This window comes from Corynebacterium variabile, from assembly GCF_006539825.1.
Classification (GTDB): Bacteria; Actinomycetota; Actinomycetes; order Mycobacteriales; family Mycobacteriaceae; genus Corynebacterium; species Corynebacterium variabile.
Window position 1 is genome coordinate 90,140 of record NZ_BJNT01000013.1, and the last position, 26,411, is coordinate 116,550.

The window sequence follows — 26,411 nt, forward strand, 5'->3', positions numbered from 1 at the left end:
ACCAACATGTCGTTACTTGTTGTCGTCGGTATCACTGTCGCCGTCGGTGATCTCACCGTCGCGGCGCTCGCGGGCCAGCTCACGGTCGAGCTCGTCCTCCCAGTCGTCCCAGTCCGCGTCGGTCTGGTCGAACTCCTCGTCCAGTTCCTCGTCGTCGAGGTGCAGCAGCTCCTCGGAGACGCGGTTGAACTCGCGTCCCCAGCCGGCGGAGTCGGTGCGGGCCAGGCCGGCGATCTCCAGGCGACTGGTGCCGTCGCCGAGGTCGGTGACCCGGACCCAGAAGCGGCGACGCTTGATCGTCAGCGAACCGACCAGGCTGATGAGCATCAGCAGGGCGAAGCCGAGCACGAAGATCTCGGTCCGGTCGCGGCTGACCTGGAGGTTCACGAACTCCTTGGCGCCGTCGAACGAGATCTTCGTGCCGTCGTCGAGGGTCACGTCCTCGCCCTGGTGCAGGTTCACCCTGTCGAGCTTCTGCAGTGCGCCGTTGTGCAGCTGGGTCTGGGACAGGGTGAAGATGTCCTGTCCGGTACCGGAGTCCAGGCCGGTGTCACCGCGGTAGATGTCGATGGCGACCGCCGGGTCGTCCATCGCCGGGAAGCGGGAGGACAGCAGCGCGTTGTTCTCGCCGGAGAACTCGGCCGTCGGGGCGAAGAGGCCCTGGATGGCCAGCTGGTTCTGTCGCCGTTCCTGCAGGTCCGGGTACATGCCGGCCGGCGGGTCCATCTTCACCGCACCCGAGGACAGGAAGTAGGTCAGGTCGTCGGGGCGGAACTGGATGGTCTCGGTACGGGTCTCACCGTTCGGCCAGGTGACGGTGAACGTCGGGGCGTAGCCGTGGCCCTGCAGGTAGACGCGGTCACCGTTGATGGTCAGCGGGTGGTTGACCTTCAGGGTGGTGTGCTCCCAGTCCTCGGTGGGCTTGAGGGCGTCGTCACCGGCGGCGTAGTCGACCTCCGAACGGAAGTCGACGGCCTGTCCGGACGGCAGGTAGTCGGCGTTGAAGTTCTTGACGTTGACGCAGAAGGGCGTCAGCGTGGTGCCGTCGAAGGTGGGGCCGTAACGCATCGAGTCGAAGTTCGCGACGGCGGTGTTGCAGAACTGGGAGTTGTCGGAACCGGCGACGACGATGACCTGGCCCTCGTAGTAGACCATCCGGCCGACGAGGACGGACACCAGGATGCCGACCAGCGAGAGGTGGAAGACGAGGTTCGAGAACTCGCGGAGGTAGCCCTTCTCCGCGGAGTAGGACCACTTGCCCGCGCGGTCCTTGTCCGCCTCGGTAGCGCCACCGGTCCAGCGGCGGAACCGGGCGCTGACCTCCTTCTGCGCCTGCTCGGCGGGCATGTCCACGGTGCCGGTGATGTGGTTCGGCATCCGGTCCAACCGCTTCGGCGCGGCCGGCGGAAGCTTGCGCAGCGCCTTCCAGTGGTCGATCGACCGCGGCAGGATACAGCCGATGAGTGAGACGAACAGCAGCACGTAGATCGCGGCGAACCACGCGGAACTGAAGACGTCGAAGAGACCGAGCTTGTCGTAGATCTCCGCGATCGTCCCGTTGGCCTCGAGGTAGCTGTCCACGTTTGCCGCGTTCAGCGACCGCTGCGGCAGCAGGGCACCCGGGATCGCGCCGACGGCCAGGAGGAACAGCAGCACCAGGGCGGTACGCATCCTCGTCAGCCACTGCCACGCCTTCTTCGGCCAACGGAGGATACTGCGGAGCATGGGGACCTTTCGTGCGGTTGCCGGGGCCGTCATCGGGTTCCGGCGGGTTTCTGTGCGGAAGTCTAGGTTCTGATTCTGTGAGTACTACACCGGCAGGGTCGTGTCATTGACGAGCCACTGGCGGATCCAGTCGACGAAGACCGCCCACTGGCCGCTGACCAGCAGAACGCCGACGACGACCAGGAGTGCACCGCCGACCATCTGGATGGTGCGGGAGTGACGTCGGAGCCAGCCGACACCGCGCAGTGCCTTCGCCGACCCCAGCGCCACGAGGATGAACGGGATGCCCAGACCCAGGCAGTAGGCCACGATGAGCACCACACCACGGGCGGCGGTCATGCCCTCGGTACCGGCGGACACCGAAATGATCGCAGCCAGGGTCGGGCCCAGGCAGGGCGTCCACCCGAGGGCGAAGACCGCGCCGAGCAGCGGCGCGCCGGCGAGCGTCGACCAGCGACGCGGCGTCATGCGGGTGTCGGTCTGCAGCGGGCGGATGAAGCCCATGAAGATGACGCCCATGATGATGGTCACCACGCCACCGATGCGCATGAGCAGGTCCTGGTTGACCTGGATCGCCCGGATCGCGCCGAAGACCGTGGCCGTGGCCAGGCAGAACACGACGGTGAACCCGGCGACGAAGAGCAGGGCAGCACCACCGGCGCGTCCGCGGCGCTTCGTGACGACGGTGCCGTCGGCGGTGTACTCCGCCTCCGCGCCGACCACGCCAGCGAGATAGGAGACGTAGCCCGGGACCAGCGGGATCACACACGGGGACGCAAAGGACACCAGTCCCGCGGCGGCGGCGGCCAACAGGCCGAGCAGCAGCGGACCGGTGGTCACCGCGTCCGCGAAGGTGCTTCCCAGATCACTCATCGAGCAGTGGCTCCACGGTGTCCCACAGCTCGTCGGCCGTGATCTCCTTGAGGAAGACCGCCGCCGGACGGTGCTGCTTGTCCAGCACGATCGTCGTCGGGATGACGGACGCCGGGACGCCGCCCAGGGCGAGGGCGGACTTGAAGGGCGGATCGTAGATCGAGGGGTAGGTCATGCCGTTGTCCTCGTGGAAGTCCTGCGCCTTCGCCCGGGCACTGTCGCGGACGTTGATGCCCAGCAGCGAGCCGCGGCCGTCCTTCTCCAGACGCTCCTGCACGGTCTGCAGGTCATCGGACTCGGAGCGGCACGGGCCACACCACTGGCCCCAGGCGTTGAGGACGACGACCTGGTTCTCGAAGTCCTTGAGACCGATGGTGGTGCCCGGGTCCATGAGGGAATCACCCTGCAGGTCGCCGATCGCCTGCCGGTCACCCTCGCCATAGGTGATCACGGTCTTGCCGCCCGGGGAGACGAACTTGAACTCACCGCCGATGGCGACGGCGTCCGTGCCCGCGGTGGAGTCCTCGCCACAGGCCGCGGTGCCCAGCAGGACACCCACCACCAGGGAGGACGCCGCGATGGTCCGGGTCACCTTCTGTGCTTTCCCGGCTTTCCCTGCTCCGCGCATCTCAGATCTCCTGCGCGGGCTCGGAGTAGAGGAAGTCGGTCAGCTCGTCGCCCTCGAAGACGAGGGAGGAGACGGAAGCGAGGTTGCAGCGCCGGGTGGCCGGATTGTGCTGCAGCGGCAGTCCCTGGACGTCGCGCTGGACGCAGACGACCGGCAGCTGGTGGGAGACGCACACGGCCTCGTGCCCCTCGGCGGCGCGACGGGCGCGGTCGATGGCGACCCACATCCGGTCGAGGATCTTCGGGTAGGGCTCGCCCCAGCTCGGGACGCTCGGCTTCGTCAGCATCGGCCAGCGCTTCGGGTTCCACAGGGCGGACCGGACACCCTTGATGTGGAGGCCCTCGAGCTGGTTTCCGGCCTCGAGGAGATCCTCGTCGGTGACCAGGTCGAGCTGGTCACCGTTGCTGTTGCCGTTGACGGCGTCGAGGATCGGAGCGACCGTCTCCTGTGCACGCTGGAGAGGGGACGCCGCGACATAGGTGATGTCGTGGTCCCTGAAGTCTTCGGCGACAGCGGCGGCCATCTGCCGGCCACGGACACTGAGGTGCCAGCCGGGAAGACGACCGTAGAGGATGCGGTCCGGGTTGTGGACCTCGCCGTGACGGACGAGGTGGACGATCGTGCTCATGGCATGTCAGCGTACCTCCCGTGGTGCTGAGGTCATAAGTGTGTGATGGCGTCCTTGATCATCGGCACGTAGCGGTCGATGGCCCACGGGACAGTGAGCGGGTTGACGATCGAGGAGCCGGTGACCAAGGAATTCTCGGTCGGGGCGACGACCGCCCCCTTCCGGATCGCGGAGACGGCACCGTAGGTCGGCAACGCCTCCATCTCCGCACGGTTGGCCTCGTCCGAGTAGAAGGTGAAGATGAGGTCAACGTCATTGAGTCTGTCCGCGGTCTCGATGCTGAACGTCGCCGAGTCTGTTCCTTCCTTCTCCTGACCCTTCATGTCCTCCACGACAGGGGCGACTGTCAGGCCGAGGTTCTCCACCATGGCGACGCGCTGCTCCGTGGGGAGGAAGACGCCCATGTCACCGGTGGTTCCCTGGTTGTAGATGAAGGCGAAGTCATGGTCGGCGAACTCAGGGTTCTGTTCACGGACGGTCGCGAACTGGTCCTCGATGCCGCCGATGAGTTCCTCAGCCCGGTCCTTCTCCCCCAGCGCGGTGGCGACGGTGGTGATCTGGTCCTTCCAGTCGATGGTCCACGGCTTCTCCGGGTAGGCGACGGTGGGCGCCAGGGCGCTGAGGCTGTCGTACTGTTCCGCCGTGATCCCTGACCAGGGAGCGAGGATGACGTCCGGGTCGAGCTTCGCGATCTCTTCGGCACTGACTCCGTTGTCGCCGGCACTGATGAGTTCGGGGTAGTCGTCCTCGGCGACGCCCTCGTTCTCCAGTTCCTCGTGGATCCAGGGGAGCTGGCCGGACTCGTCGGCACCCCACTCGTACTCCTCGGTGCCGACCGGGACGATGCCGAGAGCCAGAGCGGTCTCGGCGGATCCCTGACCGAGGGTGACCACGCGCTCGGGCTTCTCGGTGATTTCGGCCTCGCCGAGGGCGTGGCTGATGGTCACCGGCTCGAAGTCGGTGTTCACTGAGGTGCCGTTGCTGTCGTCGTCATCGTCGGAGCCGCAGGCGGCCAGGCCGATGACGAGGGTGGACGCTGCGAGCACCGAACCCGCGGTGCGCAGAGCCCGCGTCGGGAAAGACGCCCGTGAAGTCAGGGGTGGGTGAATGATCGTCATGGAAGCGAAGCCTACCTTTTCCCGCGATGCGCCGCACATCCCCGACAGCAGAAAAGTGTTACCAGATCTCACCGGTAACACTTTTCGCGACCTGGGGAAATGTCAGATTATGGCCCGGTCAGCTGGTAACACTTTCCGCGGCAGGGCTGACCTGCCGGCCAAACCCCGGCCAGACCCCGGCCAAACCCCCGCTTACCCCGCCGGCTGAGCGGCAGCGGCGGCCTTCGCGGCCACGGCCAGGGCGGCCTCGATGCGCGCGAAGTCGTCGTCGGTCAGAGCGGTCGAGACGAACCAGGTCTCGAAGACGCTCGGCGGCGCGTAGACCCCGGCGTCCAGCAGGGCGTGGAAGAAGGGGGCGTAGCGGAAGGTGTCCGCCGCCTGCATGTCGGCGAAGTTGCGTCCCTGCCCCTCGGCGAAGCGGATGGAGAGCATGGACTCCGCCCGCTGCATGTGGTGGACCACGCCTTCGGTGGTCAGGGCCGAGGAGATCAGCGAGGACAGCCGGTCGGCGTTCGCGTTCAGGGTCTCGTAGACCGCGTCGTCCGCGAGCTGCAGGGACGCCAGGCCGGAGGCCATGGCCACCGGGTTACCCGACAGGGTGCCGGCCTGGTAGACGGGGCCGACCGGGGCGAGCATGTCCATGATGTCGGCGCGTCCACCGAAGGCGGCCGCGGGCATGCCGCCGGAGACGACCTTGCCGAAGGTGGTGAGGTCGCCGGCCACGCCGTCGACCCCGAACCAGCCCTTACGCGAGGTGCGGAAACCGGTCATCACCTCGTCGACGATGAGCAGAGCACCGTCGGCGTGGGCGATCTCCTTGAGCGCGGCGTTGAAGCCCTCGTCGGGGTGGACCGAGCCCATGTTGCCGGCGGAGGCCTCGACGATGATTCCGGCAATCTCGCCGGGGTGCTCGGCGAAGGCCTCCCGCACGGCGTCCAGGTCGTTGTAGGGCACGGCGATGGTCTCCGCCGCGGCGGCCGCGGTGATGCCGGGTGAGTCGGGAAGGCCCAGCGTGGCGACACCGGACCCGGCGGCGACCAGCAGGGAGTCGACGTGGCCGTGGTAGCAGCCGATGAACTTGAGGATCCGGTCACGGCCGGTGAAGCCACGGGCCAGGCGTACCGCCGACATCGTGGCCTCGGTGCCGGAGTTCACCATGCGGATCTTCTCCACGCTGGTGCGGCCGATGATCTCCTCGGCCAGGGCGATCTCCCCCATCGTCGGCGCGCCGAAGGAGACACCCTTGGCCACGGCCGACTGCACCGCGTCCACCACCACCGGGTGGGAGTGGCCGTGGATCATCGGACCCCAGGAACAGACCAGGTCGACGTAGTCGTTGCCGTCGACGTCGACCAGCCGGGAGCCGTCGGCGGAGGCGATGAACGGCGCGGTACCGCCGACGGAGCCGAAGGCGCGGACCGGGGAGTTCACGCCGCCGGGGATCACCCGGCGGGCCTCCTCCATCGCGGTCGAGCTGGCGGACAGGTTGGACTCGGTGTGTTCACTCATCACGCCGACCAGCTTAACCGCAGAGGCGTCAGCGGGTCTGCCAGGGCAGCAGGTTCTCCCCCGCCCAGGAGCGCAGCTTGCCGCGTCGCGGACGCCAGTTCGCCACGACGGTGCTGCGGTTCGTGTATTCGCGGTGGGTGATGCGGGCGGAGCGCCACTCGATGAGCATGGAGGACAGCAGCATCGGCACCGTCGCGAGCAGCGGGTTGAGCAGTCCGGTGACGGACAGCAGCACGGCGATGACGTTGTAGCCCCAGGCGAGCCATAGGTTCCAGTCCACGGTGGCGCGGACGTGGCGGACCAGGCTGACCACCTCGGGGATGCTGGAGATGTCCTCGCGCAGCAGCACGACGTCGCTCTCGGCGTTGTCGATGCGGTCCGCCGACCCCATGAGGACGCCGACGTCGGCCACCCGGAGGCAGTCGAGCACGTCCTTGTCACCGACCATGGCCACGGTCGCACCCTGGGCGTGGACGCTGCGCACGGTGGCGGCCTTGCGCCCTGGTGCGATGCCGGCGAGCACCGTGGAGATGCCGATCATGTCGGCCATCCGGCGGGCCACCGGGTAGGTGTCCCGGGCGATCATCGTGGTCTCGATGTTCATGTCCTCGAGCTGCTCCACGGCCGTCGAGGCGTCCCGCTTGACTTGGTCGGAGACATTGATGACGCCCCGGGCGATCCCCTTCCACGAGACGACCAGCGGGGTGCCGCCCCCGACGGCGGCGTTGGCGAGTGCGGGATCGGCGAGTTCGGAGAGGTCACGGGGACGCCACACCGCGGCGGTGACGTGGCGGGTGGTGGTTTCGCCGGTCCTGGCGTCCGTCACGGGCAGGTCGACAGTGGCGCTGAAGGTGCCGTGGTCGTCGATGGTGACGGCGCCGGTCTCGAGCCAGTGCGGGACGGAGTCCCCGCCGGCGCCGGCGTCGCGGGCCTCGCGGTCGGCGCGGACGATGGCACGGGAGACGGCGTGGGTGGATTCCAGGGACAGGGCACCGGCGACGCGGAGCACCAGTTCCGGGTTCTCCCCCTTCGCCGCGGTGACCCCGGTGACGGCCATGGGGCCGTGGGTCAGGGTGCCGTTGCGGTTGAAGATGATGGTGTCAACGTCGGCGAGCTGATGGATGGTGTTCGCGTTGCGCAGCAGGGTACCGCCGGCCGCGGCCCGGGCCAGACCGAGACGCAGGGCGAGGGTGGTGGACAGTGCGAGGGCCAGGGGCGCCACGGAAATGAGGACCGCCAGGGCGGCGGCGACGGCACTGGCGGTGGCGTCGGTGACGAGCAGCCAGACGGCGGCCGCGCAGCTGGCGATGACGACCGCCCAGGGCACCAGGAGGGACGCCGACCTGGTCGCGATCTGGTCGAGCTGCGCCTCGTCGCGCTCGGCGGCACTGATCCACCGTTGGACGGCGGAGAGCCTGGTCCGGGAACCGGTGCGCTCCACCCGGATCTTCAGGGTGTCGCCGAGGTTGCGGGTCCCGGCGTAGACCGGGGAGTTCACGGTGACCTCGGTGTGCCGGTCGACGCCACCGAAGGGGCCGGCGTCCACCTCGGCGCGTCCGCCGACGACCTCGCCGTCGGAGGGGACGACGCCGTCACGGGGCACGAGGATGTCGTCACCGACGCGGATCTCACCGACGGTGATCTCCGATTTCACCGGCTTGCCGCGACGGTTGTTGCGCACCACGGTGACGGTGTCGGAGGGGGGCGTCCGCAGTGAACTCAGTGCCAGCGCGGAGCGCAGCCGGGTACGTCTGGTGAACAGGCGACCGAGCAGCAGCAGGATCGTCACACCACAGGCGACGTCGAGGAAGACCGCGCCGTTGCCGTTGTCGTGGTAGCCCGCGGTCCACCCGGGGTCGTTACGCCACCCGGCGTCGCCGACATCGGTGATCAGCATCGCGATGAGCGAGTAGACGAAGGCGAGGACGATCGCCACCGAGGACGCCGTGTCCAGGGCGGACATGCCGCGCCTGAGTCCGGCGGCCATGGCGCGGTGGAAGGGCCAGGCGCACCAGGTGACGACCGGCACCGACAGTGCGAGGCAGAGCCACTGCCAGTTGTCGAACTGCCAGGAGGAGTTGATCTGCATCGCCACCACGGGCACACCGAGCAGCACGGCCACGATGAGCCGGGCCGGGGTGATCAGTGCACGGGCGGTGTAGAGGACCTCGGTGGTCGCACTGGTCTGGGTCGAGCGTCGCTGAGGTGCGGTGCTGTCCCGGTGTTTCCGGTCGCGTTGCTGCGACTGCCGGTGGCGACGCATCCGGCGGCGGCGTTCATTGATGTTGAGGCGTTCGGCGCGACGACGCAGGGACGCGGTGGTGAGCCAGGCGTCCACCCCGGCCTGTGCCATGAGGTCACGCAGGACGTCGGGCGACAGGGAGTCCGGCGCGGTGACCCAGGCCATGGAGGTGGAGTACACCACGCGGGCCTGGACCCCGGGCACGAGGTTGAGGATCTTCTCCAGATGTCCGGCCGCGACCGCGGAATCCAGCCCGGACAGGTGCCAGGTGAAGGAGGTGACCGGGCCGCCGACGACCTCGGCGTCCTCACTGTCCCCGTGATCACCGGCATCCCCGGAACCTTCGGCGGCGTCGTTGTGCGCGGACAGTCCGGCGGCACGCGCAGCGGCGCGTGCCTCGTCGATGGCGCGGGCGACATCGGGGGTGTCGTCAGTCACCGGTCCTCCCCGGTCGCTTGTCCGAAAAACGTCTTCACTGCGGGACGGTACGCCGCCAGCGCGGCGAAGGCGAGGAAAAGGGCGATGACCGGCTGGACGAGTCCACCGACCCCGAACAGCCAGCTGCCCAGGGAGATGACGAGGAGGACGCCGGTGACGATGAGCGTCCGGAACCGCGCGCGCGCATCACCGCGCAACAGACCGGGCACGAGGACGCAGAGGGCGACCGCGCCGACGGCCTCGATCACCGCGAGCCACTTAAGTACCGAGGCGATGGTGTCGATGGTGGCCTGTCGGTCGGCGTCGGAGGAGGTCGGCGGGTCGGCTGTCCACATCAGCAGGGCGGCGACGAGCAGGCCGACGCCACAGAGCACGTAGAGGACAAAGGAGAAGCGGACCACTCCGGGCGTCCCCTCACCGGGACGCCAGTAGCGGATCTGACGGTTCGGGTCGTTCGCGTCCGCCCCGGCACCGGGGAACAGGGAGGCAGGCACTGTCAGTCGCCCTTCTGCTTCTTCTTCTCTTTCTCCTTCTTCTCCTTCTTCGCGGCCCGCTCCTCGTCCTTCATCTTCTTCAGGTCGGCGGAGCGCCTGTCGAGGGCGGCGGTGAACTCCTCCATCTCCCGCTCGCCGGGTATGCCGAACCAGTCCCGGGTCTCCGGGCGGGTCAGCAGCCACCAGCCGGCCGGGGCGAGGACGCCGGAGATGATCGTGCCGGCACCGATGAGCACGATGAGCAGCACGGATCCGGTGTCAGGGGCGCCGGCGAAGGTCTGCATCAGAGCCATCAGCGCCAGGTAGACGGTGCCGAGGGTGAGGAAGAAGCGGGAGCGGTACCCGCCGCGTCCGACCCGGGAGATCAGCCACACCGCCACCATGACAGAGAGCAGGGTGAGCAGGAACTGCAGGATGGCGTAGCCGGTGACCAGGGTGTGGATGCTGGCGTCGCCAGGCAGGTCCATGTCCTTGGTCTGCTCGGTGACCTGGCGGGTCAGGGTCCGTCGGTCGGTGAGTGAGAGCACCAGCTGCAGGATGCCGGTGACCAGTTGCAGGGCGGCGACGCCGTACCAGATGAGGACGCCGTCCTTGACCTGCTGCGGGGCACCCTTCACCGAGGGCGCGAGCCCGTCGGCACGTCCCATCTTCGGCGGCGTCGGCATCGGTGCGGGTTGCGCGGGCGGCCCGGACGGCGGGGGCGTCTGCTCCGGGGAGCTGCCGGAGCGGCCGGAGCGGCGGGGGGTGCGGTGCGGTGCAGTCATATCGTCCCCCAGCCTAGCGGTCAGGCCAGCATCTGCGCGGCCTCGGTGGCCCAGTAGGTGAGGATGATGTCCGCACCGGCACGACGGATCGAGGTCAACGAATCCATGATCGTCTTCTCACGGTCGAGCCAGCCGTTCTGCGCCGCCGCGGTGATCATCGAATACTCACCGGAGACCTGGTAGGCGGCGACGGGGACAGTCGAGTAGTCCGCGACCTGGCTGAGGATGTCGAGGTACGGCAGGGCCGGCTTGACCATGACCATGTCCGCGCCCTCGTCGATGTCGAGCTGGACCTCCATGATCGCCTCACGGGCGTTGCGCGGATCCTGCTGGTAGGTCTTCCGGTCACCCTGCAGCGTCGAACCGACAGCCTCACGGAACGGGCCGTAGAAGGCACCGGCGTACTTCGCGGAGTAGGCCAGGATAGAGACGTCCTGGAAGCCCTCGGCGTCCAGCGCGGCACGGATGACGCGGATCTGGCCGTCCATCATGCCCGAGGGACTGACGATGTGGGCGCCGGCGCGGGCCTGGCTGACAGCCATCGCCGCGTACAGCGGGAGGGTGGCGTCATTGTCGACGACGGTATTGCCGTAGTGGTCGGTGGTCAGCACACCGCAGTGACCGTGGTCGGTGAACTCGTCGAGGCAGGTGTCCGACATGACCAGCAGATCGTCACCGAACTCACGGCGCAGGGCGGCGACACCCTTGTTGAGGATGCCGTCGGCGGCCCAGGCCTGGGTGCCGGCGAAGTCCTTGTGCTCCGGGGTGGGGACGCCGAAGACGTCGATCGAACCGACGCCCGCCTTCACCGCCTCCTCCGCCGCCTTGAGCAGGGAGGTCTCAGTATGCTGGTACACACCGGGCATCGCGGAGATCTCACGCGGGGCGTCGATCCCCTCGGCGATGAACACCGGGAGGACGAACTGCGCCGGATCAAGCTGCGTCTCAGCGACGAAGTTGCGCATCGTCGCACTGGTGCGCAGCCGGCGCGGGCGACGCGACGGGGCGGGGACACCGTAGGTGTCGGTGGGGGGGTTCGGGAGGGTGGGCTCGCTCATGGTGTCGATGGTACGCCCGCTCCCCCACCGGGCCCCGTCAGTTCGGCAGCACCGGATGCAGCCGCTTCATCGACCAGCTGCGTTGCATTCTCGCCGCCAGGGTGGAGATCAACAGTGCCACGACAAGTGTGGCGACCAGGACGATGAGTGCCGTCCACAACCGCTCGTCGTGGAAGCCGTAGAGCATCTGCCGTAGCGCGTTGACCGCGTAGGTCATCGGGTTGAACGGGTGGAGTGCCTCGATGAGTCCGTTCTGCGTCTGCACCGGATAGATGCCGCCCGAGGTCACCATCATGACCATCAGTGTGATCAGTGCCCCCACTCTGCCCGGCCCGGAGCCGAGCAACGAGACGAGGGCATGGTTCATCGCGATGAACACCAGCGACACAAGCATCGCGACCAGGGTGAAGCCGAGGACGTTCGCCGGGCGCAGGCCCACCGCCAGGGTGCAGACCGCGACCATGACCAGTGCCTGGCACAGCGCGAGGAGGGCCACCGGCAGGTAACCGTCGAAGGCGGCGCGGAGCGATCCGACTCCGGCGGCGATGGCGCGCTGCTGCAGCGGCTTGAAGATCTGGAAGATCACGATGCCGCCGATGAACAGGGCCAGGGAGATGAAGAACGGCGACAGACCGGTGCCGAAGGAACTGACCTCGACATCGTCCTGGGAGGCCAGGGCGACCGGGCCACCGATGGTGGTCGCCGCCTGGACGCGTTGCCCCTCATTCCAGGTGGGGATCTGCTTGATGCCGTCGGTCAGACGGTCGTGCAGCTCATTGGCCCCGTCATCCAACTGACTGGCGCCGTCCACCAGAGTCGGAAGCTGCGCCTGGGCCTGGCCGAGACCGTCATCGAGCTGCTTGGCACCGTCGTCGAGCCGGCCGACACCGTCGATGAGCTGGGGCAGCCGGTCCACGCCGGCGCGGTACTCGGCGGAGGGATCGGAGAGCTGGTAGGCCAGCTGGGATGCCCCGTCATCCAACCGCTGCAGGTCGGAGGCGGTGGAGGACTGCGGGCCGAGCCCCTCGGTCTCCAGGGAGGACGCAGTTCCCTCCATCTGGCTGATGATCCCGGCCGTCCCGGGGAGATTCAGACTGCGCAGCTGCTCGGCGTATCCGCGCAGTTTGGACGCACTGTCCCCCTGCACCGTGGTGACCTGGCCGAGCTGACCGGTGAGCTGGCTGACGCCGGCGCTGAGTTCACTGGCACCGTCACCGAGCCGCTGCGTCCCGTCGACGAGCTGGCTGAGCTGCTGGACCTGGGTGTTGAGCTCCCCGGTGCCTGCGGCCAGCGTCGATGAGCCGTCCTTGAGCTGGTCCATGCCGTCGGTGAGCTGCGGCAACTGGTCGACGAGCTGCCCGGTACCGTCGGCGAGCTGACCGGCACCGTCGGCGGCCTGTGACATGCCGTCACCCGCGTCGAGGACGCCGACGAGGACCTTGTCCACCGCCTCGGCACTGATCGTCGTGCCGACCGTGTTGAGCACCTCACGCATGACGTTCTCGCCGATGATGGTCGAGAGGTAGCCGTTGGCGTCGTTGTAATGGGTGATCAGACGGGCCTTCTCCGCGTACGTCCCGGCCGCGGAGGTCACCGCCTCGGAGAAGTTCTCCGGCAGCTCGAGGGAGAAGTAGTACTTACCGTCCTTGACGCCCTGTTCTGCCTCCTCCGAGGAGACCTCGGTCCAGTTGATCTGGTCGTTGTCCCGCAGTCCCTGGACCACCTGGTCGCCGGCCCGGGTCTCCTCGCCGTTGAGCTCGGCACCCTGGTCACTGTTGACCAGGGCGACGGGCAGCGCGTCGGTCTTGTTCAGCGGGTTCCAGAACGCCCACAGGTACAGCGCCGAGTACAGCAGCGGGATGAGGATGAGGGCGATGATCGTCAGTCGGGTCAACCTGGCCCGCTTGAACCTGCGCAGTTCATTGGCGACGTGGAATCCGGCGATAGGCACTGTGCGGTCCTTCTTCTAGCGGGTGGCGGAGAGGTCGGACGTGGACGGAGCGGTACCCGGACCGCCGTCATGGGTGGGTCGGATGTGCGTCCCGTAGGTGTCGAGGACGACCACCTGGTGTGGCGGAGCGGACTCCGGCAGGGGGTTGACCGAGTTGAGGACGACGGGCATCCGCTCGGCGAACCGGCCGAGGATGCCCAGCAGGATGTCCCGGTCACGGGCCTCGCGGACCTGCTCGAAGTCGTCCATGACGAGCATCCGGATCTCCCCGTGGTGGGAGGGACGCAGCGCCAGGCAGATCCGCAGCAGCAACCGGTCGAGAGTGGAGAGGTCGGAGACCCAGGCGTCCAGCGGCGGCAGATCCCGGGAACCGTAGACCTCACTGCAGAGGTCCCGGACATCGTCCTCGGTCGCCTTACGTACCGGCCTGAGCCAGGTGCGGGACCAGGACTTGTTCTCGGTGATGATGTCGCGGACCCGGACGGAGCGCGGCATCTCGTCGAGCTGCTCCACCCCGGCGAGCGCGACATGGTGCCAGATGCTCTTCCGGTCGGTGTGGCCCAGGACCTCGAGCTGACCGGCGGTCGGCTTCATGCGTCCGGACAGCACCAGCGACAGGGCGGTGCGTCCTGATCCTCCGGACCCGCCGAGCACGGTCAGACCGACCGGGGCGAGAGTGAAGCTCAGTGGCCCGAAGACCGGCCCTTCCTCGCCCGTCACCTCGATCCCCCCGGCGATGACGGACGGACGGGTGGTGTCACTCTGGGTCACTGTGTGATTCCTCGTCGGGGTGGGGCGGGTGTCTGTCGCCCCTCAATATACGGGTCAGACGCCCCCGGCCCACGCCGTCCGGCGGAATCGGGACCTCTACTCGGCAGGCACGGTGCGCCGGCGACGGCGACGCTTGCGCGGCGGCGGCAGCTGGTCAGCGGCCCGCAGCGCGGCGACGTGCTCGGCCAGGGCGTCCACCAGCTCGGGGACACCGGCGACCTCGGGCATGACGTCGACGCGCAGCCCGTGCTCCTCGGCGGTCTTCGCCGCCATCGGGCCGATGCAGGCGATGATCGTGCGGGTGTGCGGCTTGCCGGCGATGCCGACGAGGTTCTTCACCGTCGACGAGGAGGTGAAGCACACCGCGTCGAAGCCGCCGGACTTGATCATGTCGCGGATGTCCTGGCTGGGCGGGGCCGCGCGCACGGTGCGGTAGGCGACGACGTCCTCCACCGACCAGCCGAGGTCGATGAGACCGTCGACGAGGGTGTCGGTGGCGATGTCGGCGCGCGGCAGCAGCACACGGTCCACCGGATCCAGATCCTCGTCGTAGGGCGGGAAGACCTCGACCAGACCGGCGGCGTTGCGGGCCTTCGCCTTCGGCAGCAGTTCCGGGGTGATGCCGAGGTCGCGGACGGCCTGGGCGGTCTTCTCACCGACGGCGGCGACGGAGACACCGGCCAGGGCGCGGGCGTCGAGGCCGAACTCGCGGAGCTTCTCCCACACCGCGTTGACGGCGTTGACCGAGGTGAAGACGATCCACTGGTAGCGGCCGTCGACCAGGCCCTTGACAGCCCGTTCCATCTGGGCGGGACTGCGCGGCGGCTCCATGGAGATCGTCGGCACCTCGATCGGGATGGCACCGTGGGACGCCAGCCGGGTGCTCATCGGACCGGCCTGGGCCTTCGCCCGGGGAACGAGCACGTTCCAGCCGTAGAGCGCGCGGCTCTCCCACCAGGAGTACTTCGACCGGCCGGACGCCGCGGCGCCGAGGGTGACGACCAGGTGCTCCGGCAGCTCACCCTCCTTGGCCAGCGGACCGGAGGCGGCGACAACCGACTTCAGGGTGTCGAGGGTGACATCCCAGGAGCGCTGCTTGCGGGTCGTCGCGTGGACGGTGACGGTCGCCGGGGTCGATCCGGGGACGCCGTGTCCCTTGAGCTCCCGGGCGACCGGGGCGAGGTCGGTGGGGGCGACCGTGAGGATCAGCGGCTTCGGGGCGGCGGCGACGGCGGACCAGTCGACACCGGGCAGTCCGCCACGCAGGTCGACGGCGGTGTAGCCGTCACCGGTGGGGATGCCGTTGTAGGCGGGCAGCGCCGACGCGCCGGTCATCCCCGGGATGACCTCGAACTCGGCGCCGAGGGCGGCGACCTCACGCAGCTCACGCAGCACAGCCGGGTCATCGACCGGGTTACCTGCCACGAGACGTACCACGTTGACGCCGCTGTGGATTATCTCGACCATGTCGGCGGCGAGGCTCTGGGCGGTGAGGTCCGGGACCGTCAGGTCGGGACCGGTGGCACCGGCGCGACCGCACGGCGAGTCCGGCAGGTCGACGGAGGTGCGGGTTGCCGCGGCGTTGACCGAATCCCCGCCGGGGACCGCGAGGACGATCTCGGCGGCGGTGACGTGGGTGGGTCGGGCGGGACGCCGACGGCTGCCGGCTTCCTTGGCCGCCTCGTTCTCGGCCTGCCACTCCTGTTCCGCCGCGTCGAGCTTGGCGGCGGAGACCGGCTCGGCGTCCGCGATGAGTGAGCGGACGTTCTCGGGCACGGCAGGGTCGACCCAGGCATGGACCGTGTGCTCGAGAATGTCGCGGGCACGGACGGTCAGCAGTTCGGGGTTGCCTGGTCCCGCACCGACGAAAAGTACACGTCCGTATCCGAGGGCATTACCGGCAGAGGTCATCGGGGTCTTTCTCGTTGAAGCGTCCTCGACGGTCGGCGTGCCGGTCGTGGAGGAAGGAAAAGTTGTGTGGAGCTGGGGTCTACTCCGGAACGCTGGCGGCGATTACCTCGGCCGCCCCGGCGTCCAGCAGTTTCTGTCCGACTGTCCGCCCCAGCTCCCTGGCGGCGTCACGCCACCGGGGATGCAACGGGTCGGCACCGACATCGGACAGGTCGACCGTCACGGAGGCCTCACGGACCACGCGGGTCGACCCGTCGAGGGCGAAGGCACCGGCCTGCAGGGTCAGGATGGCGGCGTCCTCCGCTGTCCCGAACTCGGAGTAGGCACCGACCGGGGCGGTGCATCCGGCTTCGAGGGTGGCGAGCACGCCGCGCTCGGCGACGGCCCTGGCGTGGGACGCCGGGTCGTCGAGCCCGAGGACCGCGGCGACCGCCTCCGCGTCATCGGCGCGGACCTCCACGCACAATGCACCCTGTGCGGGCGCAGGCATGATGTCGGTGACGGCGACGGTCTCGGCGGCGTGGTCGAGGTGACCGACCCGCTCCAGCCCTGCACGCGCCAGGACGACAGCGGCGAGATCGCCGGGGCCACCCTCGACGACGGTGCTGGTCGTGCCGTCACCGGCGCGGCCCATACGGGTGTCGATGTTGCCGCGGATACTGATGCACTCGACGTCCGGGCGCACAGCGCGGATCTGGGAGACACGACGCGGAGCCCCGGTGCCGATCTTCGCCCCGGTGGGCAGTTCACGCAGGGTGAGGTTGCCGTGGCTGACGAGGACCTCCCGCGGATCGACCCGCGGCGGGACGACGGCGATGAAGCGGGGGTCCGGTGCGGTCGGCAGATCCTTGAAGGAGTGCACGGCCACATCGCACTCGCCCGCGGCCAGGGCATTGCGGAGGGTCTCGGTGAACACGCCGACACCGATGCGGGACACCGGGGTCTGCGCCTTCTGGGACGCGTCCCCCGGTGTGTGCACGAAGTGGAGGTCGGCGGTCGCACCGTTGTCGACCAGGGCGTCGCGCACCATGCCGGTCTGGGTCGACGCCAGGGCCGACGCCCGGGTGCCGATGAGAAGAGTGCGGGTCATGAGGCCTCTCCGGAAAGCATGTTGCCGATCCGTGCGAGTCCGGCGTCCCCGGGCTCCAGCGAACGGGAGACGGGTGCCGAGGACCCGGCAGGAAGGTTGAACAGGACGGCGAGGGCCTCGGCGTAGTTCACGCCGTCGGCGGAACCGAGCTTCTTCACCTGGACCGTCGGGGTGTGGAGGATCTTGTCGACCACGCGGCGGACGGTGCGGGTCACCTCGGCACGGTCCTGGTCGCTCATGCCGGGGGTCCGGCGGATCAGCTGGCCGATCTCGTCGTCGATGACGTCGGAGGCGCGCTGGCGCAGGGCCTTGACCGTCGGGACGACCGACTGGACGCGTACCTGCTCGAGGTACTCGGAGAGCTCACCTGCGACGACGGCGCGGGCGGCGGCCTCGTCCCTGGTGCCGTCACCGGCCAGGGTGGTGAGCTCCTCGATGTTCAGCAGGCGGATCTGGTCGCCGGCCTCGGTGACCGCGTCATCGATGTCACGCGGCATGGACAGGTCCACGAGCACCATGCGGTGCGGGTGGCTGGCCTGGGCTCCGGCGATGTCCTCACCGGAGAGGACCGTGCCGACGGCGCCGGTGGCGGACACCACGACATCGACACCTGCGAGGACGCCCGGAATCCCGGTCAATGGCACGGCGGAGGCCGCCACACCCGCCTGGCGGGCATGGTCGGCGAGGTTCTCGGCGCGGCTCAGCGTCCGGTTCGCCACGGTGACGTGCTCCACGCCCGCCCGGCCGAGCCAGGTGGACGCGAGAGAGGCCATCGCGCCGGCGCCGACGACGAGGGCACGGCGACCGACCATGTCTGTGGCGCCGAGCTCGGACAGTGCGTGATCAAGCGCGAAGCTCACCATCGACGATCCGGCGACGTCCACCTCGGTCTCGGAGTGGACGCGCTTGCCGGTGCGCAGGGCACGCTGGGTGAGCTCGTGGAGGGTGCTTCCGACGGTGCCGTTCGCGTCGGCGGTCTGGTAGGCCGAGCGGAGCTGGCCGATGACCTGCTGCTCGCCGATGACCATCGAATCCAGACCGGAGGCGACGGTGAGCATGTGCTCGGCGGCCTTGTCGGCGTAGCGGACGTAGAGGTAGGGCTCCAGGTCGGTCGCAGGGATACCCGCATGGAAGGCGACGGTCTCGACGACATGGTCGAGCGCAGGGTGGAACGCCGTGGTGGCGACGTAGAACTCCATGCGGTTACAGGTGGAGAGGACCAGAGCCTCGGTGACGCAGTCGCCGTCGAGCATGTCCTGCTCCAGTGAGGCCAGGTCAGCGGCTGCGGCGGACGCCTTCTCCAGCACCGGCACGGGTGCGGAGCGGAAGGACAGTCCGACGAGGAGGACAGCTGCGGGCCCGGTGATACCCAGTCCAGCCATGGGCGTTCCGCCTCCTGTGTGTCATAATTCGACGCGTATGAATTCATTGGGACTCCGCCGGGGCCGGCGGGCTCCAATGGTGTCAACGGATATCTACGGTATCTGTTCCACCCCCCGATGACCAAAGCGTGCGGGTGTGTGATGTATATGGTGCAGCCCCGCGCGGCGTGGACGGTGCCCGCATTTGCGCAGGGGCTTCAGTCAGGGCTCCGGTGTCAGGTTGCTCCGGATCAGCGTGCTCTCGCGGCGGTGACGGCGTCCACCAGTTCGTCGTCGTCGATCTCCCAGCAGGCGACCTCCTCATCGTCGACGAGAACCACCGGGACGCGGTCCCCGAACTCGACGGCCAGTGACGTCTCCCCGTCGACATCGACAACGTCGAGGTCAGCATGCAGATCCACACACAGCGGCGTGATCTGCTCCCGGACCCTCGCGCACGAACCACAGGTGCTGCGGACCAGGAGGGTGACGGTGACCGGGCGGTCGGCATGGTTGGCGGGCTGCGCGGGGTCGACGGGGTAGGTGCTCACGACGCAGAGCCTAGTCGCCGATCACACCTGGTCGCAGGTCGAGCGGGTGGGGAACCCGTGACAAGGCAGGAGCAGCGGACATCGCCCGCTGACAGGCCGGGGCCCGGTTATGGCAGCGGTAACCGCACCGTGGCAGCGGCAAATGTCACCCGAAGGCCCGTCGGCGACACTTGCAGCTGCCACCCTGCAGAGAGCGCTGCCACGGAACCCGGCCCCGGAAACGCCGGAAGGCGCAGCCCCCGGTAATCCGGGGACCACGCCTTCCTGCTGCTGGCGAGAAAGCAACCGACCCTACGGCCGGCGGCTTTCTACTTGCCGAGCTTCCGCCGCTGAACGCGGGTACGGCGAAGCATCTTGCGGTGCTTCTTCTTCGACATGCGCTTGCGACGCTTCTTGATGACGGAACCCATAGGTCCTCCTCGTCAATGATTCGGTAACGGACAACTGTGATCGGTACCCGACCGCCCGGAACCGGCGACCCCGCAAGGAGTCTCCGCAGACGATCGGTAGCGGCAAGGACCATTCCGAGACCGAACCGACACGAATGGTCCCTACTCTATCGCCCGCATACGCCGGGGACAAAAAGACCCCTCCTCTAACTCGGTGCGAACACCGGTACAGGAGGGGTCCGGGGCCTCAGCCCGGGGTGGCGGCGTGGGTGGAATCAGCCCGCCTGGTCCGCGTTGTAGATCGACGCACCGAGGTATTCCTCGACGGCCTGCTCGTGAACGCGGAAGGACCGGCCCACCCGCACAGCCGGCAGCTCGCCGGAGTGGACGAGCCGGTACACGGTCATCTTCGAGACGCGCATGAGATCAGCGACCTCAGCGACGGTCAGGAATGCTCCGCTGTCGTTACTTGCCATAGTGTTCCATCCTTACGACGCCTCCGTGCGCTGCAGGCTTCCCCTCCTGCAGAAACAGTCACAACGGTGCGCTGGGACCATACTAGCGTTATCTGTGTGACTTGTGGGATACGAAGGGATGAATGACACCCGTGATACTCACGAGACAGGGGGGTCTGGCGGGGGTGCCGTGGTCATCCACCGGAGCGAAAAAGCAGGTCAGTCTTCGTCGGAGGACGGACGACCGAGCTCTGCGGAACGCTCGGCGCAGGCCTCCATGGCCTGGTAGAAAGCCTTGCGGATCCCGTTCTCCTCCAGGCCACGGACGGCGGCGGCGGTGGTTCCGCCGGGGCTGGTGACGTTGCCACGGAGCTCGGCGGCGGACTTGTCGCCCTTCACCAGCATCGCGGACGCGCCCTCGAGGGTGCCGGCGGCCAGCTGGGCGGCGACCGGACGGGTCAGACCGAGCTGCACGCCGGCCTCGATCATCGCCTCCGCGACGAGGAAGACGTAGGCCGGGCCGGAACCGGAGACGGCCGTCACGGCGTCCATGTCCTTCTCACCGACGGTCACGGCGGTACCGACGGCCTCCATGAGCCCACGCACGGTCTCAACCTGCTCATCGCGGGCGAAACGGCCACCGGCGACCGCACTGGTGCCCTTACCGACGAGCATCGGGGTGTTCGGCATGACGCGGACGACCGGCACACCGGCGGCCAGCGCAGCCTCCATGGTGGCCAGGGTGACGCCGGCGGCGACGGAGACGATGACCGTCTCCGTGTCGTTGGCGTCGATGGTGGAGGCGATCTGCTCGAGGACGGTGGAGACGAGGTACGGCTTCACCGCGATGACGACGATGTCCGCCTCGGTGGCGGCCTCGGTGGCGTCATCGGTGGTGGCGAGACCGTAGGTCTCGCGGAGATAGTCGAGGCGGGGTGCATACGGGTCGACGACGGTCACATCGGACGCCGAGACCTCCGCCGCCGCACCGGACGTGTCCGCCACGAGTCCGGAGGCCAGGGCCTCACCGATGTTTCCGCCGCCGATAATTGCAATTTTGGTCATACCCCCCAGCGTGCCAGGTGGCACCACCTCACTGCCACCCGGGGAGGACACGGCCCTGTGCCGCGTCCGGGTCAGATCGACATGATCAGGCGTGGCCCGACCGTCAGGGCGATGCCGACGACAAAGGTCAGGACCAGCAGCAATGTGTCGCGGTGACGCAGCAGGGAGTGCACCACGCCGACGCAGACACAGGTCACCACGAGGGCCATCACGAGCACCAGAACGGTGCCGAGGTTGTCCCACAGGAGAGTGAATCCGAAGAAGATGAGGACGCCGAGGATGACCGCGGCGGCCGACTGGGCGACCACTGCGGGCCAGGAGACGGTGTCGTCCTCGTACTCGACGATCTCGTCGTCCTTCGGGGCACGGGTCTTCTTCGACGCGGCCGCAGCGGGCGCCTCGGCAGGCACTGCGGCAGGCACTGCGGCGGACGCACGGTCCGCCTCCGGCTCCGCGAGGGAGGACGCCGCGAGGTCGCCTGCACCTGCGGTGGCACCCGCACCGGCGGATGCGACGACGGCCAGGTCATCGGCCTCGTCTGGCGCGTCGACCTTGTCTGCGTCAGCTGCATCGTCGATGTCAGTGGCGTCGGTGTCGTCGTCGACAACCTCGCCCTCGACGACGTCGGCGTCAGCAGCGACTGTGTCGTCAGCGTCGGCAGTGTCGGCGGCGTCGGCAGTGTCCTCTTCCGCGGCGTCACCGTTGACGGCCTCGGCGTCCTCGGAGTCCACAGCCACGAACTCACCCGAGGGGTTGGCACTGGTGAGCAGGGAATCCGGGACAACAGCCTGGACGATCGTGGACTGCTCATCAAAGCCCTCATGGGACTCAGACGCCCCAGACGCCTCAGACGCCTCAGGCGCTTCAGCCTCCTCCGGGTCATCGGCCTCGTGGCCACCGTGCCGCTCGGCGACGGCACCCTCCGGAGTCCCAGTGGCACCGGCGACGACGCTCTCCGCGTCCGCGGTGTTCCCGGCGCCTTCCGCAGCCTCGCCCTGACCGTCCTCGTCGTCGATCTTGACGACGGGAATCGAACCGGTCAGTTCAGAGACGGAGACTCCGCCATCGTCGAGGTTGCGGCGTCGACGGGGCCGGTCGGAGGCATTGCGTCCTCCTTCTCTGGCATTGCGGGCCAGCAGCTCCGCGACCGTCAGCTTCTCACTCATCCTTGAATCCCATCAGTCTCCGTCCCACCCCACCGGCCGGCGCGTGACACCGGGCGGAGAGGTACTACAGGAGACACTCTACAGTTGCCGAATCACAACTCACACCACATCCGGCACACCCGCCGACATTCGCAGCAGATTCACTGCCCCCGCCCGACTGCACGGGACGGGGTCAGTCGTCGATCCGGAAACTCCCGGACACCCCTTCCCCGGCATCCGCCCGACGCAGAATCACGCCCTCACGCAGCGCCCACGGGCACATCTGCAGCTGCTCGATACCCAGGTGACGCATCGCCGCCTCCGCCACGAGCGCACCGGCGACGATCTGGTGGGAACGGTCGGCGCTGACGCCCTCCAGTTCCGCCCGGTCCGCCGCAGTCATCCGTGAGATGAACGAGGTCAGCTGACGCAGACCGGCCTGGGTGAGCACACGACGCACCCGTGGGCCGGCCGAGCTCGGCGCCGCACCAGTGAGTCGGGCCAGCATCCGGAAGGTCTTCGAGGTACCGACGGCGAGATCGACCGGGCCGGCGTCCCGCAGCAGTTTCACCGGCTCGGCGAGCGTGTCGTCGATGTACTCGGCGAGCGCCTTGATCTCCTTCTTCTTCGGCGGGTCCGTCTCGAACCAGTCGTGGGTCAACCGACCGGCACCGAGGTTCACGGACTCGGCGACATCAGGCATCTCATTGACACCGACGGACATCTCGAGCGAGCCACCGCCGATGTCCAGGTCACAGATCCGACCGGCGGACCAGCCGTACCAGCGGCGCACCGCGAGGAACGTCAGCTTCGCCTCATCGGCACCGGAGAGGATGTTCAGACGGACGCCCGTCTCCTTCTCCACCGCGTCGAGCACCTTCTCACCGTTGGTCGCCGACCGCACCGCCGACGTGGCGAAGGGCAGCAGCTCATCACAGTGGAACTGCTCGGCCATCTCGCGGGCCAGACCGACACCCTTGATGAGCTTCTTCGCCCCTTTGCCGGTGATGGCACCGTCCTTGTCGAGGTACTCGACAAGACGCATCGGGGTCTTCCAGTTGCTCATCGGGGTCGGGGGACCGCCGGGGGCCATGTCCACCACAACAAGATGGACCGTGTTACTTCCCACATCCAGGACGCCTAATCGCACGCCGTCCAGAATAGCGGTTCCGCCCCCGTCCCCGTGTGTCGTGAGGCACAGGAATGACCGGAGATGCCGCAGAGTTCGCCGCTGACCACCCCGGCGTTACAGTGGAGAGGTGACTGCCCCGGAACAGATTGCCTCCACCGGATTCCCCGACGGGACCCCCGCCGACCTGTCGATCCGTGCCGGCCGGGAGCTTCCCGACGGGCACCCCCGCGAATGGCTCGAATTCATCGACCCCGCCGATCCGGAGCACATCATCCAGGTGGATCTCACCTGGCTGACCTCCACCTACCGTTGCCGGTTCGGCACCGACGCCTGCCACGGCATAGACGCGGCGAACCCCGATGTCGGCTGCTGTGTCCACGGCGCCTTCCTCACCGACGAGGACGACAACGACGCGCTCACCGAGATCGCGTCCCGGCTCACCGACGAGGACTGGCAGCTGCGCGGCGAGGTTCTCGCTCTCGGGGAGGACGCCGCCCCCGACGACAACGGTGGCGAGGCCGGACCCGAACCGTGGCTGGTGTGGGACGAGCTGGATGACGAGGAGACCGGCGAGACCCAACCTGCACTGAAGACCCGCGTCCTGCGGGGCGCCTGTGTCTTCGCAAACCGCGCCGGATTCACGGGGGGTGCGGGGTGTGCACTGCACGGCTGGGCGCTGCGTCATGATGTGCCGGTGACCGTCGCCAAGCCCGAGGTGTGCTGGCAGCTGCCGCTGCGCCGCCTGGAGGACTGGGAGACCACCCCGGACGGACGCGAGATGCTGCGCACCACTGTCACCGAGTACACCCGGCGCGGCTGGGGTGAGGGCGGCGAGGACTTCGACTGGTACTGCACCTCGGACCCCGGCTGCCACACCGGCTCGACCGGCCTGTGGGAGAGCTGCGCGGAGGAACTCACCGAACTCATCGGTGCAGAAGCCTATGCACTGCTCGCGGAGCACTGCCGGGCGCGGGAGGAGCTGGTGGCGTCTTTGCCGCAGCCGTTGACCGGCGGGATCTCCCCCTCCGGACTGCCGCTGCTGAGCATCCACCCGGCGACGGTCGCCGCGCGGCAGCGCGGGTAGCCTCAGGCGAACTTGTAGCCCAGCCCCCGGACCGTGAGCAGCTGGACCGGCGAGGACGGGTCCTCCTCGATCTTCCCGCGAAGACGCTTGACATGGACGTCGAGGGTCTTGGTGTCCCCCACGTAGTCCGAGCCCCAGATCCGGTCGATGAGCTGGGCGCGGGTCAGCACCCGGCCGGCGTTGCGCAGCAGGTACTCCAGCAGGTCGAACTCCTTGAGCGGCAGGGCGACCTCCTCCCCCGCGACCGTCACCACATGACGTTCGATATCCATCGTCACCCGGCCACCGGAGATCACCGAGGTGGCGTCCTCCGCGTTCTCCGCCTCGCCGCCGCGGCGCAGGACCGCGCGGATCCGGGCGATGAGCTCACGGGCCGAGTAGGGCTTGGTGACGTAGTCGTCGGCGCCGAGTTCCAGGCCGACGACCTTGTCGATCTCACTGTCACGGGCGGTCACCATGATCACCGGCACCGAGGAGGTCGACCGCAGTTCGCGGCACACCTCTGTGCCGGACATGCCCGGGAGCATGAGGTCCAGCAGGACGATGTCGACCGGGCCGGTCGGCGAGGCGCCGGACTCGGCGGCGGCGAACCGGTCCAGGGCGGACGGTCCGTCGGCCGCGGTCGTGACAGTAAAACCTTCCCGTTCGAGGAGGAAGGCCAGGGGCTCGGAGAGGGACTCCTCATCTTCGACGATGAGGACGTGCGACGTATCGTTCACGTCCACCGAGTCTAGGTGGAGTTTCCCGGGGCGTCCGCTGTCTCACCGTGACTTCGTCGGGTGTTCATCTGGGCTTCACCTACCCGGTCCGTGGCGGTCAGTCGTTCCTGATCGGGAACTTCATCGGGTTCGGGGGCAGCGTCCTCCCGGAAGACGGGGAACTCCAACGAGAACGTGGACCCGGTGCCCGGCCGCGACCACAGGGAGACGTTCCCGCCGTGGTTGATGACCGTGTGCTTGACCAGCGCCAGCCCCAGGCCGGTGCCGCCGGTCGCCCGCGAGCGGGCCTGGTCGACGCGGAAGAACCGTTCGAAGACGCGCTGCTGGTCCTCCGGCGCGATACCGATGCCGTGGTCGGTGACGCGGATGACCACCGACTCACCCTTCACCGCCCGGCTCACCGAGACCGGGGTCTCCTCCGGTGAATAGTTCACCGCGTTGGCGATGAGGTTCGCCACCGCGGTGACCAGGAGATTCTCGTCGCCGAGCAGGCGGGCGCCCGAGGGCGCGTCCGTCTTCAGCTCGATGCCGTGCATCTCGGCGGCCTCCCGGTTGCGCCCGACGGCGGCCTCGATGACGTCGTCCACCTCCACCGGCGCCGGATCGGGGAGGGACGCCGCCCCCTGCAGCTTCGACAGGTTGATGAGCTCGCCGATCATCGTCGACATGCGGGTGGTCTCCCGCTGCAGCCGTGCGCCGAAGTGTCCGACAGCCGCGGGGTCGTCGCCGGATTCGACCAGCGCCTCAACCAGCAGGGAGATCGCCCCGACGGGTGTCTTGAGTTCGTGGGAGACGTTCGCCACGAAGTCGCGGCGGGCGGACTCCATCCGCACATTCTCCGAATTGTCCCAGGCGTAGACCACCACGAAGCGGTCATCGGCCGAGGTCAGCGGCTGTGCGCGGACCAGCACCGAGAACACCGGCCGGTCGCGGAAGCCGGCATGGGTCGGACTGTGGACCAGTTCCCGGCTGTCGCCGTCGTCGAAGACGAGCTCCACCAGGCGCCACACTTCCGGCACGAGGGCGCGCTCCACGACGACACCGAGGTTCTCGGCCATACGGTTGCCGAGGATGACGTCCTGCCGGGTGTCGACGACCGCCACTGCGGCGGGCGCGGCATCGACGGCGAAGTGCATCACCTGCGCGATGGTCGACAGCTGCCGGTGCGCCTCACGCTTCTCGCGCTCCTCGCGGGCACGCCGCTCCCTGGCCCGACGCCGCAGCACGGCGACAATGACCGCCACCCCCGCGGTGACCAGGACCCCCAGAAGGACGCCGAGAACCAGTGCTGCCGGCGTCCCCATCATCGG

At 68.5% G+C, this 26,411-nt stretch carries 24 protein-coding genes; 1 reads left to right on the forward strand and 23 read right to left on the reverse strand.

All coding sequences use genetic code 11. The features are described 5' to 3' along the window. Positions 1-12 precede the first annotated feature (12 nt). The 21 genes from resB to CVA01_RS08885 form a co-directional block, all read right to left on the reverse strand. On the reverse strand, positions 13-1,725 hold the full coding sequence (gene resB / locus CVA01_RS08785; RefSeq protein ID WP_141330106.1) for a cytochrome c biogenesis protein ResB: 1,713 nt from the start codon (positions 1,723-1,725) through the stop codon (positions 13-15). Positions 1,726-1,809: 84 nt separating this feature from the next. Next, complete coding sequence (locus tag CVA01_RS08790; protein ID WP_041630219.1) at positions 1,810-2,598, reverse strand: cytochrome c biogenesis CcdA family protein; 789 nt, start codon at positions 2,596-2,598, stop codon at positions 1,810-1,812. Next, entirely contained in the window at positions 2,591-3,226 is a 636-nt protein-coding gene (locus CVA01_RS08795) for a TlpA family protein disulfide reductase (protein ID WP_073884648.1), read from the reverse strand. The genes CVA01_RS08790 and CVA01_RS08795 overlap by 8 nt, the downstream gene beginning before the upstream one ends. A gap of 1 nt (position 3,227) precedes the next feature. Next, entirely contained in the window at positions 3,228-3,854 is a 627-nt protein-coding gene (locus tag CVA01_RS08800) for a histidine phosphatase family protein (protein ID WP_014011218.1), read from the reverse strand. A 32-nt stretch (positions 3,855-3,886) separates the two neighbouring features. Beyond that, a complete protein-coding gene (locus tag CVA01_RS08805; RefSeq protein ID WP_244938227.1) occupies positions 3,887-4,972 on the reverse strand; it encodes an iron-siderophore ABC transporter substrate-binding protein in 1,086 nt (361 codons plus the stop codon). 192 nt (positions 4,973-5,164) lie between these two features. Next, a complete protein-coding gene (gene hemL, locus CVA01_RS08810; protein WP_141330108.1) occupies positions 5,165-6,481 on the reverse strand; it encodes a glutamate-1-semialdehyde 2,1-aminomutase in 1,317 nt (438 codons plus the stop codon). Positions 6,482-6,509: 28 nt separating this feature from the next. Next, positions 6,510-9,161, reverse strand: coding sequence for a heavy metal translocating P-type ATPase (locus CVA01_RS08815; protein ID WP_141330111.1), 2,652 nt, complete (start codon positions 9,159-9,161; stop codon positions 6,510-6,512). Next, positions 9,158-9,655, reverse strand: a complete 498-nt coding sequence (locus CVA01_RS08820) for a hypothetical protein (RefSeq protein ID WP_014011222.1) — start codon at positions 9,653-9,655, stop codon at positions 9,158-9,160. The genes CVA01_RS08815 and CVA01_RS08820 overlap by 4 nt, the downstream gene beginning before the upstream one ends. A gap of 2 nt (positions 9,656-9,657) precedes the next feature. Next, positions 9,658-10,419 (reverse strand): hypothetical protein, encoded by a 762-nt coding sequence (locus CVA01_RS08825; protein ID WP_014011223.1) that lies wholly within the window; start codon positions 10,417-10,419, stop codon positions 9,658-9,660. A gap of 20 nt (positions 10,420-10,439) precedes the next feature. Next, a complete protein-coding gene (gene hemB, locus CVA01_RS08830) occupies positions 10,440-11,477 on the reverse strand; it encodes a porphobilinogen synthase (RefSeq protein ID WP_141330113.1) in 1,038 nt (345 codons plus the stop codon). 37 nt (positions 11,478-11,514) lie between these two features. Beyond that, the gene (locus CVA01_RS08835) at positions 11,515-13,428 is read right to left on the reverse strand and encodes a YhgE/Pip domain-containing protein (protein WP_141330115.1); all 1,914 of its coding nucleotides are present in this window, start codon (positions 13,426-13,428) and stop codon (positions 11,515-11,517) included. Positions 13,429-13,443: 15 nt separating this feature from the next. Continuing rightward, positions 13,444-14,199, reverse strand: a complete 756-nt coding sequence (locus CVA01_RS08840) for an ATP-binding cassette domain-containing protein (RefSeq protein WP_141330117.1) — start codon at positions 14,197-14,199, stop codon at positions 13,444-13,446. A gap of 96 nt (positions 14,200-14,295) precedes the next feature. Further along, entirely contained in the window at positions 14,296-16,110 is a 1,815-nt protein-coding gene (locus CVA01_RS08845) for a uroporphyrinogen-III synthase (protein WP_014011227.1), read from the reverse strand. A gap of 79 nt (positions 16,111-16,189) precedes the next feature. After that, entirely contained in the window at positions 16,190-17,200 is a 1,011-nt protein-coding gene (gene hemC / locus CVA01_RS08850) for a hydroxymethylbilane synthase (RefSeq protein ID WP_141330119.1), read from the reverse strand. After that, the gene (locus tag CVA01_RS08855) at positions 17,197-18,582 is read right to left on the reverse strand and encodes a glutamyl-tRNA reductase (protein WP_141330121.1); all 1,386 of its coding nucleotides are present in this window, start codon (positions 18,580-18,582) and stop codon (positions 17,197-17,199) included. The genes hemC and CVA01_RS08855 overlap by 4 nt, the downstream gene beginning before the upstream one ends. Before the next feature lie 230 nt (positions 18,583-18,812). Next, on the reverse strand, positions 18,813-19,112 hold the full coding sequence (locus CVA01_RS08860; RefSeq protein ID WP_141330123.1) for a glutaredoxin family protein: 300 nt from the start codon (positions 19,110-19,112) through the stop codon (positions 18,813-18,815). Between the two features lie 308 nt (positions 19,113-19,420). After that, positions 19,421-19,522 (reverse strand): 30S ribosomal protein bS22, encoded by a 102-nt coding sequence (locus CVA01_RS08865; RefSeq protein WP_003855542.1) that lies wholly within the window; start codon positions 19,520-19,522, stop codon positions 19,421-19,423. A gap of 254 nt (positions 19,523-19,776) precedes the next feature. Beyond that, entirely contained in the window at positions 19,777-19,977 is a 201-nt protein-coding gene (locus CVA01_RS08870) for a helix-turn-helix domain-containing protein (RefSeq protein ID WP_014011231.1), read from the reverse strand. A 198-nt stretch (positions 19,978-20,175) separates the two neighbouring features. Next, complete coding sequence (gene proC / locus CVA01_RS08875) at positions 20,176-21,021, reverse strand: pyrroline-5-carboxylate reductase (protein WP_041630221.1); 846 nt, start codon at positions 21,019-21,021, stop codon at positions 20,176-20,178. A gap of 71 nt (positions 21,022-21,092) precedes the next feature. Further along, positions 21,093-22,187 carry a hypothetical protein gene (locus CVA01_RS08880; protein ID WP_141330125.1) on the reverse strand — a complete coding sequence of 365 codons (1,095 nt, stop codon included), beginning with the start codon at positions 22,185-22,187 and terminating at the stop codon, positions 21,093-21,095. Between the two features lie 172 nt (positions 22,188-22,359). Then, a complete protein-coding gene (locus CVA01_RS08885; RefSeq protein WP_141330127.1) occupies positions 22,360-23,316 on the reverse strand; it encodes a Ppx/GppA family phosphatase in 957 nt (318 codons plus the stop codon). Between the two features lie 109 nt (positions 23,317-23,425). Between CVA01_RS08885 and CVA01_RS08890 the strand changes: the two genes are divergently transcribed. Then, positions 23,426-24,382, forward strand: coding sequence for a DUF3109 family protein (locus tag CVA01_RS08890; RefSeq protein WP_141330129.1), 957 nt, complete (start codon positions 23,426-23,428; stop codon positions 24,380-24,382). 2 nt (positions 24,383-24,384) lie between these two features. On the opposite strand, the gene CVA01_RS08895 is transcribed toward CVA01_RS08890, so the two are convergent. Together CVA01_RS08895 and CVA01_RS08900 are read right to left on the reverse strand one after the other, a co-directional pair. Further along, positions 24,385-25,101: a winged helix-turn-helix domain-containing protein gene (locus tag CVA01_RS08895; protein ID WP_141330131.1), complete on the reverse strand. Its 717-nt coding sequence runs from the start codon at positions 25,099-25,101 to the stop codon at positions 24,385-24,387. Positions 25,102-25,112: 11 nt separating this feature from the next. Continuing rightward, complete coding sequence (locus CVA01_RS08900) at positions 25,113-26,408, reverse strand: sensor histidine kinase (RefSeq protein ID WP_141330133.1); 1,296 nt, start codon at positions 26,406-26,408, stop codon at positions 25,113-25,115. Between the last annotated feature and the right edge of the window lie 3 nt (positions 26,409-26,411).

What these genes read in the sequence shown, in the direction of transcription:
- hemB (WP_141330113.1), bottom strand. Translation starts at nt 11,477, where the DNA reads ATGAGCGAGCCCACCCTCCCGAACCCCCCCACCGACACCTACGGTGTC.
- CVA01_RS08790 (WP_041630219.1), bottom strand. Translation starts at nt 2,598, where the DNA reads ATGAGTGATCTGGGAAGCACCTTCGCGGACGCGGTGACCACCGGTCCG.
- CVA01_RS08795 (WP_073884648.1), bottom strand. Translation starts at nt 3,226, where the DNA reads ATGCGCGGAGCAGGGAAAGCCGGGAAAGCACAGAAGGTGACCCGGACC.
- CVA01_RS08870 (WP_014011231.1), bottom strand. Translation starts at nt 19,977, where the DNA reads ATGGCAAGTAACGACAGCGGAGCATTCCTGACCGTCGCTGAGGTCGCT.
- CVA01_RS08805 (WP_244938227.1), bottom strand. Translation starts at nt 4,972, where the DNA reads ATGACGATCATTCACCCACCCCTGACTTCACGGGCGTCTTTCCCGACG.
- CVA01_RS08825 (WP_014011223.1), bottom strand. Translation starts at nt 10,419, where the DNA reads ATGACTGCACCGCACCGCACCCCCCGCCGCTCCGGCCGCTCCGGCAGC.
- proC (WP_041630221.1), bottom strand. Translation starts at nt 21,021, where the DNA reads ATGACCAAAATTGCAATTATCGGCGGCGGAAACATCGGTGAGGCCCTG.
- CVA01_RS08865 (WP_003855542.1), bottom strand. Translation starts at nt 19,522, where the DNA reads ATGGGTTCCGTCATCAAGAAGCGTCGCAAGCGCATGTCGAAGAAGAAG.
- hemL (WP_141330108.1), bottom strand. Translation starts at nt 6,481, where the DNA reads ATGAGTGAACACACCGAGTCCAACCTGTCCGCCAGCTCGACCGCGATG.
- resB (WP_141330106.1), bottom strand. Translation starts at nt 1,725, where the DNA reads ATGCTCCGCAGTATCCTCCGTTGGCCGAAGAAGGCGTGGCAGTGGCTG.
- CVA01_RS08900 (WP_141330133.1), bottom strand. Translation starts at nt 26,408, where the DNA reads ATGATGGGGACGCCGGCAGCACTGGTTCTCGGCGTCCTTCTGGGGGTC.
- CVA01_RS08880 (WP_141330125.1), bottom strand. Translation starts at nt 22,187, where the DNA reads ATGAGTGAGAAGCTGACGGTCGCGGAGCTGCTGGCCCGCAATGCCAGA.
- CVA01_RS08800 (WP_014011218.1), bottom strand. Translation starts at nt 3,854, where the DNA reads ATGAGCACGATCGTCCACCTCGTCCGTCACGGCGAGGTCCACAACCCG.
- hemC (WP_141330119.1), bottom strand. Translation starts at nt 17,200, where the DNA reads ATGACCCGCACTCTTCTCATCGGCACCCGGGCGTCGGCCCTGGCGTCG.
- CVA01_RS08845 (WP_014011227.1), bottom strand. Translation starts at nt 16,110, where the DNA reads ATGACCTCTGCCGGTAATGCCCTCGGATACGGACGTGTACTTTTCGTC.
- CVA01_RS08855 (WP_141330121.1), bottom strand. Translation starts at nt 18,582, where the DNA reads ATGGCTGGACTGGGTATCACCGGGCCCGCAGCTGTCCTCCTCGTCGGA.